Here is an 11,934-nt window from a genome sequence, read left to right as displayed (position 1 = left end):
ATGACCAGCACCACCGATCAGGTCGCCAACCTGGCTGACCTCGCAGCGACGACCCTGCTGCGCTTCGCGACCGCCGGATCCGTCGACGACGGCAAGTCCACGCTGGTCGGCCGCCTGCTGCACGACTCCAAGTCGGTCCTGACCGACCAGATGGAGGCCGTCGAGGCCGTCTCCGCCCAGCGCGGCCAGGACGCCCCCGACCTCGCGCTGCTCACCGACGGCCTGCGGGCCGAGCGGGAGCAGGGCATCACCATCGACGTCGCGTACCGCTACTTCGCCACCGCGCGCCGCCGCTTCATCCTCGCGGACACCCCGGGGCACGTGCAGTACACGCGGAACATGGTCACCGGCGCCTCCACCGCCGACCTGGCCGTGGTCCTGGTCGACGCCCGCAACGGCGTGATCGAGCAGACCCGCCGGCACGCGGCCGTCGCCGCGCTGCTGCGCGTCCCGCACGTGGTGCTGGCCGTCAACAAGATGGACCTGGTGCGCTACGAGGAGTCGGTCTTCGCGGCGATCGCCGAGGAGTTCACCGCGTACGCCTCCGACCTGGGCGTCCCGGAGATCACCGCGATCCCGATCTCGGCCCTGGCCGGGGACAACGTGGTCGAGCCCTCCGCCAACATGGACTGGTACGGCGGCCCGACGGTGCTGGAGCACCTGGAGACCGTCCCGGTCAGCCACGACCTCACCGCCTGCCCGGCGCGCTTCCCGGTGCAGTACGTGATCCGCCCGCAGTCCGCCGAGCACCCCGACTACCGCGGCTACGCGGGCCAGATCGCCTCCGGTGTGCTGCGCGTCGGCGAGGCCGTGACCGTACTGCCCTCGGGCCGTACGAGCACCATCGTGGGCATCGACGCGCTCGGCGAGAGCGTGGACATCGCCTGGGCCCCGCAGTCGGTGACGCTGCGCCTGGCGGACGACATCGACATCTCGCGCGGCGACCTGATCGCGCCGTCCGCGAGCGCCCCGGCCACCACGCAGGACGTCGAGGCGACGGTCTGCCACGTGGCGGACCAGCCCCTCTCCGTCGGGGCCCGAGTGCTGATCAAGCACACGACGCGTACGGTCAAGGCGATCGTCAAGGAGATCCCCTCGCGGCTGACCCTGGACGACCTGTCCCAGCACCCGAACCCCGGGCAGCTGGTGGCCAACGACATCGGCCGCGTGGTCGTCCGTACCGCCGAGCCGCTCGCGCTCGACGCGTACGCCGACTCGCGCCGCACCGGGTCCTTCCTGCTGATCGACCCGGCCGACGGAACCACCCTGGCGGCGGGCATGGCGGGCGAGTCCTTCGCCTCCAAGGCCGAGACGACCGTCCAGGCGGATGAGGAAGGGTGGGACTTCTAGCCCATGCTGCCCGACATCTACTCCACCTTCGCCAAGGAGGGCGGCCGCGTAGGCAGCGGCCGCCTGGGCAGCGGCCAGGGAGGGGTGGCGCGATGTGCGCGATGACCAAATTGCCGTCGGCATCCCGCCTTCGCGCCCACACCCCCCACGAGCCGTATCCGCCCTTGCTCCGCAAACGAAGACGTGCGTCATGAGATGACGCGACGAGAGGAAGTCCTCCCGTGCCTGCCACCGAGAACACTCGTAAGACCCTGCGCCGCGGCGTTGTCGCCGCGGCCGCCCTGCCGCTGCTGATCGGCGCGCTCGCCTCCTGCGGCTACGGCTCCCAGGCCGAAGAGCCTGCCAACGAGGGCGCTAAGCAGGCGAACGCCGCGACCGGCGGCAAGAAGCTCTCCGCCTCCGAGGTCCGCATCGGCTACTTCCCGAACCTGACGCACGCCACCGCGCTGGTCGGCATCCAGGAAGGCCTGATTGCCAAGGAGCTGGGCGGCACCGCGCTCAAGCCGCAGACTTTCAACGCGGGCCCGTCCGAGATCGAAGCCCTCAACGGCGGCTCTCTCGACATCGGTTTCATCGGCCCCTCTCCGTCGATCAACGGTTACGTGAAGTCCAAGGGCTCCAACCTGCGGATCATCTCGGGTTCCGCCTCCGGCGGCGTGAAGCTCGTCGTGAACCCGGACAAGATCAAGACCCTGGACGACGTCAAGGGCAAGAAGATCGCCACCCCGCAGAAGGGGAACACGCAGGACGTCGCGTTCCTCAACTGGATCTCCGAGAAGGGCTGGAAGGTCGACCCGGAGTCCGGCAAGGGTGACGTCTCCGTCGTCCGCACGGACAACAAGGTCACCCCGGACGCCTTCAAGCAGGGTTCGATCGACGGCGCCTGGGTGCCGGAGCCGACCGCCTCGAAGCTCGTGACCAAGGGTGGCAAGGTCCTCCTCGACGAGACCGACCTGTGGCCCGACAAGAAGTTCGTGATCACGAACGTCATCGTGTCCCAGAAGTTCCTCAAGGAGCACGCGGACGTCGTCGAGGCCGTGCTGCGCGGCACGGTGAAGACGAACGAGTGGATCAACGCCAACCAGGACAAGGCGAAGGCCTCCGCGAACGCGGCCCTCAAGTCGCTCAGCGGCAAGGGGCTCGACGCTGCGGTCCTCGACCCGGCCTGGTCCAGCATCCTCGTCACCGACGACCCGCTGGCCACCACGCTGAAGACCGAGTCCGACTGGGCGGTCAAGGCCAAGCTCATCGAGCAGCCCGACCTCGCCGGCATCTACGACCTGACGCTGCTGAACAAGGTCCTGAAGGGCGCCGGCAAGCCCGAGGTCTCCGACGCCGCTCTCAGCGCCAAGTAAGCCCGACCCCCAAATCCCCCAGGAGGTGACGACCATGGCCACCACGCTTGCCAAGGCTGCCGAGGGCACCGTAGCGGAGCAGACGCACGCCGCCCGCATCGAGCACGTCTCGAAGTCCTTCTCCGGCCCGGCCGGATCGCAGCTCGTCCTGGACGACGTCAGCCTCGACGTCGCTCCCGGAGAGTTCGTCACCATCCTGGGGGCCTCGGGGTGTGGCAAATCCACCCTGCTCAACCTGGTCGCGGGGCTCGACAAGCCCTCCTCCGGCGTCATCGAGACGCCCGGCGGGCGGCCGGCCCTGATGTTCCAGGAGCACGCCCTCTTCCCGTGGCTCACCGCGGGCAAGAACATCGAACTCGCCCTGCGCCTGCGCGGGGTGGCCAAGGCCGAGCGCCGCCCGGAGGCCGAGCGGCTGCTGGAGCTGGTCCGCCTCGGCGGCGCGTACGGCAAGCGCGTCCACGAGCTGTCGGGCGGTATGCGGCAGCGCGTGGCCCTGGCCCGTGCGCTCGCCCAGGACAGCCGGCTGCTGCTGATGGACGAGCCGTTCGCCGCGCTGGACGCCATCACGCGTGACGTGCTGCACGGCGAACTCACCCGTATCTGGGCGGAGACCGGTCTGTCGGTCCTCTTCGTCACGCACAACGTGCGCGAGGCCGTCCGCCTCGCCCAGCGCGTGGTCCTGCTCTCCTCGCGGCCCGGCCGGGTCGCGAAGGAATGGACCGTGGGCATCCCGCAGCCGCGCCGCATCGAGGACGCGGACGTCGCGGAGCTGTCCCTTGAGATCACTGAACACCTGCGTGGGGAGATCCGCCGCCATGGCCAGCACTGACATCAAGTCCAAGGGCAAGGCCAACGGCACGGACGACCTTGCCGGCCTGGAGGCCGGACTGGACGCCCTCGACGCGGTCCAGACCCACCGCACGCCGGTCCGTGAGGTACTCCTCAAGAAGATCCTGCCGCCGCTCGTCGCCGTCGGCCTGGTCCTCGCCGTCTGGCAGATCCTCGTCTCGGCGAAGGTCACCGAGGAGACCAAGCTGCCCGCCCCGTCCGCGGTGTGGGACGGGCTGTCCGAGATGTGGCTTCAGGGCACCCTGCTGGAGGTCATCTGGACCAGCGTCTCGCGCGGCCTGCTCGGCTTCCTGCTGGCCCTGGCCATCGGCACCCCGCTGGGTCTGCTGGTCTCCCGGGTGAAGTTCGTCCGCGCGGCGATCGGCCCGATCCTGTCGGGTCTGCAGTCCCTGCCGTCGGTGGCGTGGGTGCCGCCGGCCGTCATCTGGCTCGGCCTGAACGACTCGATGATGTACGCGGTCATCCTGCTCGGCGCCGTCCCGTCGATCGCCAACGGCCTGGTGTCGGGCGTCGACCAGGTCCCGCCGCTGTTCCTGCGGGCCGGCCGCACGCTGGGCGCCACGGGCCTCAAGGGCACCTGGCACGTGGTCATGCCGGCCGCGCTGCCGGGCTACCTGGCCGGCCTGAAGCAGGGCTGGGCCTTCTCCTGGCGCTCGCTGATGGCGGCGGAGATCATCGCCTCCTCGCCGGACCTGGGCCTGGGCCTGGGCCAGTTGCTGGAGAACGGCCGCAACAACATCGACATGCCGGGCGTGTTCCTCGCGATCATCCTGATCCTGGTCGTCGGCATCGCGATCGACCTGCTGATCTTCAGCCCGGTCGAGCGGTGGGTGCTGCGCAGCCGCGGCCTGCTGGTGAAGAGCTGAGTCCCGTGTCTCCCGCACTTCTGGTCATAGCCCACGGCAGCCGCGACCCGCGGCACGCGGCGACCGTGCACGCCCTCACCCGGCGGGTACGGGCGCTGCGGCCCGGGCTGCGGGTGGAGACGGCCTACCTGGACTTCAACGCCCCGCGCGTCGACCAGGTCCTGTCGTCCCTGTACCTGTCGGGAGTCCGCGACGTCGTCGCCCTCCCGCTGCTCCTCACCCGGGCCTTCCACGCGAAGGCGGACATCCCGGCGGTCCTGTCGGAGGCCACGACCCGCCTCCCCGGCCTCTCGGTCTCCGTCGCCGACGTCCTCGGCCCGTCCCCGCTCCTGGTCTCGGCCCTGGAGCGCCGCCTCGCGGAGGCGGGCATCACCCCGGCGGACCGCGCCACCACCGCGGTGGTACTCGCGTCCGCCGGCTCCACAGACCCGGAGGCGATCGCAGTGATCGCTGAAATCGCGCGGGAGTGGCGGCACACCGGTTGGTGCGCCGTGCGGCCTGCGTTCGCCTCCGCTGCCCTTCCCCGTACGGAGGACGCCGTACGGGCCCTGCGCGCGGAGGGCGCCCGGCGGGTGGCGGTGGCCCCGTACGTCATCGCCCCGGGCCGGCTCCCGGACCGCATCGCGACGGGCGCCGTCGAGTCGGGCGCGGACTTCGTGGCCGGTGTCCTGGGAGCGGCGCCGGAACTGGCCCGCCTCCTGCTGCGCCGCTACGACGCGGCCGCCTCCGCCCCGGCCCTGCTCCCGGCCCTGACGGCCTGACTCGCGCCGACGGGGCTGGATGATGCCGCGCAGCGGCATTTCCAGCCCGTCCGGCGTTTGAGGACCGGGTCCGGGCAGAGCCCGGTTTCGGGAAGGGGCGCGGCGGGGCGGGGCGGGGACGGCTCCGCACAGCGGCACCCGCGCACGCGCACGGCGGCTACGCCCGACCCGCGGCCTCGTCGGCCAGGGCCGTCAGGTCCTCGACGGACATCGCACCCGGCGGCAGCCCCTCGCGGGCGAAGATGTTCGCCGCGTGGCGGAGCGTGTCGTTCACCGGGGTCGGCACACCGTGCAGGCGGCCCAGCATCGAGATCTCACCGTTGAGATAGTCCGCCTCCACCGATCCCGTGCCCCGCGCCAGTGATTGCCAGGACGACCCGCCCCGCACACCCGGCGCCGGCTCCACCTTTCCGTCGCGGGCCGCCGACTGCTCCGCGTCGGAGGCACGGGCGATCCCGGCCGCCTCGAACACGGCCTTGCCCTCCCGGATCGCCCGCACCAGCAGCGCCGCCTTCGCCGGGTGGGGCTCCGGGCCCGTCGTCGCCTGGATCGCGTTCCCCAGGTTTCCCAGCAGCTTCGCGTACTTCCACCGCATCACGTCCTCGACCACCGGCGCCTCGAACCCGGACCGCTCCAGGTCGGCCGCGATCCGGTGGACGAGCTTGTCGGTCCCTCCTGCCGCCCTGCCCAGGTGCAGGATCCCGGTCAGCGGTGTGCACAGCGCCGACACCACGCCCGGCTCCAGGAACGTGGAGGGCAGCCAGACGCACACCCCGTACACCCGCGCGAAGCGCCGTAGGGCCAGCCGCTCGCTCTCGACCCCGTTCTGCGCGCACAGCACCGGCAGCCGCTGCGCCGCCGTACCGCCGCCCGCGACCTCCGCGTCGCCCCACGCGTCGAGCGCGGCGATCGCGTCCTGGGTCTTCACGGCCAGCAGCAGCACATCGTCCGGCCGCAGTTGACCCAGCTCCGCGGGCCCGGTGACGACCGGCAACCGGTGCACCCGCTCCCCGTCCGCCGTCGTGAGCCTCAGCCCCTCCGCCTTGATCGCCTCCGCGTGCGCGCCGCGTGCGACGAGTACGACCTCATGGCCGGCTTCGGCGAGCCGGCCGCCGATGGACGCGCCGATCGCCCCGGCGCCGATGATGATGTAACGCATGCCGTGAGCCTGGCACATCCTGCGCCGTGGGTTACCGTCGGGCCATGATGGACTTGACGTTCAGTCTCGGTGGGGATCTGCCCGTACGCCGGCTCGGCCTCGGCACGGGCGGTCTGGTCGGCCCCGGCTACTGGGGCCCGCGTGGCGGGCGGGCGGAGGCCGTGGCGCTGCTGCACTCGGCGGTCGAGCGCGGGGTCACCTTGCTCGACACGGCCGACAACTACGGTCCCGACCTGGCCGAGGAACTGATCGCGGAGTCCCTGCACCCGTACGACGAGCGGCTCGTGATCGCCACGAAGGGCGGGGTGGTGCGCACCGGCCCCGACCGGTGGCACTGTGCGGGCCGTCCGGAGCAGCTCCGGGCCCAGTGCGAGGCGAGTCTGCGGCGGCTGCGTGTGGACAGCATCGGCCTCTATCAGCTGCACCGCTTCGACCCGGCGGTCCCGATGGCCGAACAGCTGGGCGAGCTGGCCCGGTTGCGGGCGGAGGGCAAGATCCGGCACATAGGCCTGGACACGGTCACGGCCGAACAGCTGCGGCTGGCACTGGAGTCGGCCCCGATCGCCTCGGTGCAGAACCCGTACAACCTGCTGGACCGCTCGTCGGCCGAGGTGCTCGCACTGTGCGAGGCACGCGGGATCGCCTTCCTCCCGTACTACCCCCTCGGCAGCGGGACCCTGCCCCACGAGAGCGCGGCCGCCGTCACCGCGGTGGCCGCCGAGCACGGGGCGGGCCCGGGCCAGATCGCCCTGGCCTGGCTCCTCCACCACTCGCCGGTCCTGTGCCCCACCCCGGGCACGGGTTCCCTCTCCCACCTCGCCGAGAACCTGGACGCGGCGACGATCCACCTCACGGCGCGGGAACTGGCGCTGCTGGACGCACTGGCCGACTAGGGTCTGTCTTCCGGGGACCGCTCGGGGTCAGGGGGCGTCCGCCGTCAGCTCGACCAGCTTGGCGACCGTGTTCCAGTTGCGGCTCGTCACGTCGATGCCCTTCACCACCGCGGGCCTGTTGAGGGCCTCCGCCAGCTTTGAGCGGCCGAGGCCGTTCGGGGCGTAGAGGTAGACGACCCGGTCGCCGATCCGGAACTCCTCCGGGAGGTACGAGGGCCCGTCGATCGCCGCGAAGCGGTCCTCGGGGGGCTGTTCGGAGAAGAAGGAGGCGTGGAGCTGCTTGCCCTCCAGCTCGGCGGCCGGGAAGGGACAGGCGTCTGCGACGGCGCGCAGGTATGCGCCGTCCAGCACCAGGCAGGACACCTTGAAGCCGAAGTGGGCCTCGATGGCCGCCTCCAGTTCCCGGGCGAGGGCCACGGGGTCCTTCTTCGTGCTGCTGAACACGACGTTGCCGCTCTGCAGGTACGTCTGGACATCGGCGTGGCCCAGGCCCTCCAGGACCTCGCGCAGCTCCGCCATCGGGACCTTCCTGCTCCCGCCGACATTGATGCCGCGCAGCAGCGCGGCGAACTTCTGAGGGGTGCGAGTCGTCATGCCCGAACGATAGGGCGGACCGCCGACAGTGCGCGCGTGTCTCTTACCTCTGGTACCGGGCCAGGACCCGGTTGCCATCTTCCACCAGGCGCCGTTCCAGCTCGGCGGCGCCGATCGCGCCGCTGTAGTACTCCTGAAGGGCGGGGGTCGCCACCTTGTCCTTCCACTCCGGGTAGCCGCGCACCGACTGCGCTGGCGCCGGGCGCAGCTGCCCGGCCAGGGCCGCGCCCGTGGCCCAGCCGAGCTCGGGGGTGCGCAGTGCGGGGTCGGCGAGGGCCTGCGTACCGGTCGGCAGCATCCAGTCGCCGCGGGCGAGGCGGACCATGTTCGCCGGGCGCAGCAGGAAGTCGATGAAGGCGGCCGCCTCCTTCTTGTGGGGGCTGTCCTGGGCGATGGACAGGGTCTGCGGGCTGACCCCCTGGGCCAGGCCGTCCGCGCCCTGCGGCGGAGGCAGCACCTGCCACTCGAATCCGGGCGGGGCCTGCCGGACGATCTGCTGACGGTACGAGAACCCGAGCGGCACCATGGCGTACTTGCCGGCGAAGAAGCCCGGCAGGGTGTCGGACCCGCCCATCGCGAGGGTGGAGCGGGAGGCGCTGTGGTCGGTGTCGACCTGGGTCCGGATGGTGGAGGGGACGACCGCGTCGCCCTCGGCCCAGCGGATCCTGACCTTCCCGTGAGGCTCGCGGTGGAAGAGCCGGCCGCCCGCGGACACGCCGAGGTTGAGGGTCGCGGAGACGGGCTCCTTGAGCGGCCACGCCACCCCGTACCGCCCGTCGGCGGTGAGCTGCCTGGCCGCGGTACGGAACTCCGCCCAGCTCCAGGGGGCTTCGGGGGTCGGGATGCGGACCCCCGAGGAGCGCAGCAGCGCGGAGTTGGCCATCAGGACCCGGGGCTCCTGGAGGAAGGGCACCCCGTACACCCCGCCGTCCGCGCCGAAGGCGGTGGTCTCCCAGCTGCGGGCCGGGATATCGGCCTTCAGCCGGTCGGAGAGCAGCGGCCGCAGGTCGGCGAGGTAGCCGCCGTACGCGAAGTCGGCCAGGTCGTCGGAGGCGTCGTGGATCACGTCCGGGGCCTCGCCGCCCTCGAAGGAGGTCAGCAGCTGGTCGTGGACGCTGCTCCAGCTTCCCTGGACGTACTGGACCTGGATGCCGGGGTGGGCGGCGTTCCACTCAGCGACCAGGGCCTTGTTGGCGTCGACGGACTCCTTCTGCCAGGCCAGCGACTGGAACCGGATGCTGATTTTCCGGTCAGGGCCCTCACCCCGGCGGCCGGCCGCGGAACAGCCGCCGAGCAGGGCGGCCAGCAAGGCCAGGACCAGGGCCGCTACGGCCGCCCGCGCGCGGCGGGCTTCGGAGAGGACCGGCATCAGCTCTTCACCGCCCCCGCCAGCATGCCGCCGGTGATGCGCTTCTGGATCACCGAGAAGATCACCAGCGAGGGCAGCGTCGCGAGGAACGCCGCGGCGGCGAGCGGTCCGAGGTCGGCGGCTCCCTCCGCGCCGAGGAAGTGGGTCAGGACGACCGGCAAGGTCTGCTTCTCCGGGGACTTGAGGAGGACGAGGGCGAAGAAGAACTCGTTCCAGGCGGTGATGAACGCGAAGAGCGCGGTGGCCACGATCCCCGGGGCGAGCAGTGGGGCGACCACAGAGACCAGGGTGCGCAGCCGGCCGGCTCCGTCCATCGCCGCCGCCTCCTCCAGTTCCGGCGGCACGGCCCGGACGTACCCGGTCAGCATCCACAGGGCGAAGGGCAGCGACCAGACGACGTAGACGAGGATCAGGCCCGGCACCGAGTTGATCAGGTGCAGGTTCTTGAGCACCAGGAACAGCGGGATGATCACCAGCACGAACGGGAACGCCTGGCTGACCACGACCCAGCCGGTGGCCGCGGCGGACATCCGGCCCCGCCGGCGGGCGAGGACGAAGGCCGTCGGGGTGGCGAGCAGTACGGAGACCACGGCCGCGCACAGGGCGGCGATCAGGCTGTTGAGGGCGGCGTGCAGCAGCGGCTGCTCCTCGAACGCCTGGCGGAAGTTGCCGAGGGTGGGGTTCCTCGGGATCCAGGTGGGGTCCAGGCTGCCGAGTTCCCGCGCGGGTTTGAAGGCGGTGGAGACGAGCCACAGGAACGGGAGGGCGAGGAAGGCGAGATAGCCGGCGAGGGCCAGGTACTGCGCCGCCCGTACGGGGCGCGGGGTCCGGGTGTTCACCGCGCGTCCCCTCCCTTCAGCCGGCCGGCCAGGTACACGGCGAGCAGTACGGAGACCACGGCGACCATCACGCACCCCATGGCCGCGGCGTAGCCGAACTGCCCGTAACGGAAGGCCTCTTCGTAGGCGAAGAGCATCGGAAGCCGGGTGCGGCCGCCGGGCCCGCCGTTGGTGAGGACGTAGACCAGGGCGAAGGAATTGAAGTTCCAGATGAAGTTGAGCGCGGAGACGGACAGCGCCACGGGCTTGATCGCGGGCCAGGTCACGGCCCGGAAGCGGCGCCAGGCCCCGGCCCCGTCGAGGGCGGCGGCCTCGTGGAGTTCGTGCGGGCTGTTCTGCAGGCCGGCGAGGAGCGCCACGGTGGTCTGGGGCATGCCCGCCCAGACGCCGACGACGATCACGGCGGGCAGGGCGGTGGCCAGGCCGCTGAGCCAGTCGGTGTCCCCGGCGAGGCCGAGGCCGGACAGGGTTTCGTTCAGTACGCCCGCGTCGGGGTGGTAGACGAGCCGCCACATGATGCCGACGACCACCTCGGGCATGGCCCACGGGATGATCGCGAGCGACCGGGCCAGCCAGCGGAAGCGGAGGTTCTGGTTGAGCAGGAGGGCGAGGCCGAGGGCCAGTAGGAACTGCGGCACGGTGACGCCGATCGCCCACAGCAGGCCGATCCGGAAGGAGTCCCAGAACAGCCGGTCGTGCAGCAGGTCCTGGAAGTTGAGCGCGCCCGCCCACTGGGTGGGGGCGGTCCTGCCGGACTGGGAGTCGGTGAAGGCGAGGGCGATGCCGTAGAGCAGCGGGCCGACGCTGAGCAGCAGGATCGGGATGAGCGCGGGCAGGACCAGGAACCAGGCTCCGTGATCGGAGCGGCGACGCGCGGGAGTGGCCGACGGGGTGGCCATTTCCCCCCCTTCCGGGTGGATCATCCGGATCCGATCCGCCTCGGTCATCGTGCGCAGCCCCCGTTGGCGCGTCAAGGTTCCGCACACCTGGATGGGAGACTTGGCGGATTCACGACGATGCGGAGACACGGCATGGACGAGGCGCGTGCCAGGGACGTACTCGCGGCGGCGGGCCTGGCCGGCCGGGCCGAGCTGCTCGCCCTCGGCGAGAACGCGGTCTTCGCGCTGGGCGACCTGGTGGTGAAGGTGGCCCGGGAGGCGGCCCTGCTGGAGCGCGCCGAGCGGGAGCTCGCGGTGGCGGGCTGGCTCGCCGAGTCCGGGGTGCCCGCCGTCCGCGCGGCCGAGCCGAAGCCCCGGCTGGTGGACGGGCATCCGGTGACCCTGTGGCACCGGCTTCCGGGCGCACTGCGCCCGGCCGGCCCCGAGGACCTCGCGGCGCTGCTGCGGCGGATCCACGCGCTGCCCGCGCCACCGTTCGGCCTGCCCCCTCGGGACCTGCTCGGCGGCGTCGAGCGCTGGCTCCGGCTGGCCGGCGAGGCCATCGACCCGGCGGACGCGGCGTACCTGCGGGCCCGGCGCGATGCCTACGCCGACGAGGTCGCCGGGCTCACTCCGCACCTCCCCGTGGGCCCGATCCACGGCGACGCCCTCCCCCGCAACGTCCACGTGGGCCCGGCCGGCCCGGTCCTGGTGGACCTGGAGACCGTCTCGGCCGACCTGCGCGAGCACGACCTCGTGGTGATGGCTCTGTCCCGCGACCGCTACGGCCTGCCCGCCGAGGCGTACGAGGCCTTCGCGGCGGCGTACGGCTGGGACGTCCGCGACTGGGAGGGCTGCGCGGTCCTGCGCGGCGCACGCGAGACCGCCAGCTGTGCCTGGGTCGCCCAGCACGCCCCCGCCAACCCGAAGGCCCTGGCCGAATTCCGCCGCCGGGTCGCCTCGCTGCGGGACGGCGACACGGAAATGCGCTGGCACCCCTTCTAGTGCCGTGACCGGCAAG

Annotated in this window: 12 protein-coding genes; 7 read left to right on the top strand and 5 right to left on the bottom strand. The window is 72.0% G+C overall.

Features of this window, described 5'->3' with window-relative positions:
• The 5 genes from J7I97_RS21590 to J7I97_RS21570 all read left to right on the top strand — a co-directional run bounded on the left by J7I97_RS21590 (position 1) and on the right by J7I97_RS21570 (position 5,181).
• Complete coding sequence (locus J7I97_RS21590; protein ID WP_214937350.1) at positions 1-1,350, top strand: sulfate adenylyltransferase subunit 1; 1,350 nt, start codon at positions 1-3, stop codon at positions 1,348-1,350.
• Between the two features lie 221 nt (positions 1,351-1,571).
• On the top strand, positions 1,572-2,705 hold the full coding sequence (locus tag J7I97_RS21585) for an aliphatic sulfonate ABC transporter substrate-binding protein (protein WP_214937348.1): 1,134 nt from the start codon (positions 1,572-1,574) through the stop codon (positions 2,703-2,705).
• A 34-nt stretch (positions 2,706-2,739) separates the two neighbouring features.
• Positions 2,740-3,534, top strand: coding sequence for an ABC transporter ATP-binding protein (locus J7I97_RS21580; RefSeq protein ID WP_214937346.1), 795 nt, complete (start codon positions 2,740-2,742; stop codon positions 3,532-3,534).
• Complete coding sequence (locus J7I97_RS21575; RefSeq protein ID WP_214937343.1) at positions 3,521-4,420, top strand: ABC transporter permease; 900 nt, start codon at positions 3,521-3,523, stop codon at positions 4,418-4,420. The genes J7I97_RS21580 and J7I97_RS21575 overlap by 14 nt, the downstream gene beginning before the upstream one ends.
• 5 nt (positions 4,421-4,425) lie before the next feature.
• Entirely contained in the window at positions 4,426-5,181 is a 756-nt protein-coding gene (locus J7I97_RS21570; protein WP_374103566.1) for a sirohydrochlorin chelatase, read from the top strand.
• A gap of 157 nt (positions 5,182-5,338) precedes the next feature.
• On the opposite strand, the gene J7I97_RS21565 is transcribed toward J7I97_RS21570, so the two are convergent.
• Positions 5,339-6,340: a ketopantoate reductase family protein gene (locus J7I97_RS21565; RefSeq protein WP_214937341.1), complete on the bottom strand. Its 1,002-nt coding sequence runs from the start codon at positions 6,338-6,340 to the stop codon at positions 5,339-5,341.
• A gap of 44 nt (positions 6,341-6,384) precedes the next feature.
• Between J7I97_RS21565 and J7I97_RS21560 the strand changes: the two genes are divergently transcribed.
• Entirely contained in the window at positions 6,385-7,233 is an 849-nt protein-coding gene (locus J7I97_RS21560; RefSeq protein WP_214937338.1) for an aldo/keto reductase, read from the top strand.
• Between the two features lie 27 nt (positions 7,234-7,260).
• Here J7I97_RS21560 and J7I97_RS21555 read toward each other — a convergent pair whose 3' ends face one another.
• Genes J7I97_RS21555 through J7I97_RS21540 form a run of 4 tightly spaced genes read right to left on the bottom strand, consistent with a single transcriptional unit; the run spans position 7,261 to position 10,934 of the window.
• Positions 7,261-7,827 (bottom strand): DUF1697 domain-containing protein, encoded by a 567-nt coding sequence (locus tag J7I97_RS21555; RefSeq protein ID WP_214937336.1) that lies wholly within the window; start codon positions 7,825-7,827, stop codon positions 7,261-7,263.
• 43 nt (positions 7,828-7,870) lie between these two features.
• Complete coding sequence (locus tag J7I97_RS21550) at positions 7,871-9,196, bottom strand: sugar ABC transporter substrate-binding protein (protein ID WP_214937333.1); 1,326 nt, start codon at positions 9,194-9,196, stop codon at positions 7,871-7,873.
• Positions 9,196-10,035 carry a carbohydrate ABC transporter permease gene (locus J7I97_RS21545; RefSeq protein ID WP_214937331.1) on the bottom strand — a complete coding sequence of 280 codons (840 nt, stop codon included), beginning with the start codon at positions 10,033-10,035 and terminating at the stop codon, positions 9,196-9,198. Before J7I97_RS21545 ends, J7I97_RS21550 begins: the two co-directional genes overlap by 1 nt.
• Positions 10,032-10,934 carry a carbohydrate ABC transporter permease gene (locus tag J7I97_RS21540; RefSeq protein ID WP_251049582.1) on the bottom strand — a complete coding sequence of 301 codons (903 nt, stop codon included), beginning with the start codon at positions 10,932-10,934 and terminating at the stop codon, positions 10,032-10,034. Before J7I97_RS21540 ends, J7I97_RS21545 begins: the two co-directional genes overlap by 4 nt.
• A gap of 132 nt (positions 10,935-11,066) precedes the next feature.
• On the opposite strand from J7I97_RS21540, the gene J7I97_RS21535 reads away from it, so the two are divergent.
• The gene (locus J7I97_RS21535; RefSeq protein WP_214937329.1) at positions 11,067-11,918 is read left to right on the top strand and encodes a phosphotransferase enzyme family protein; all 852 of its coding nucleotides are present in this window, start codon (positions 11,067-11,069) and stop codon (positions 11,916-11,918) included.
• Positions 11,919-11,934 lie beyond the last annotated feature (16 nt).

Source organism: Streptomyces sp. ISL-87, assembly GCF_018614095.1.
Classification (GTDB): Bacteria; Actinomycetota; Actinomycetes; order Streptomycetales; family Streptomycetaceae; genus Streptomyces.
This window is presented reverse-complemented; position numbering and strand designations above follow the sequence as displayed.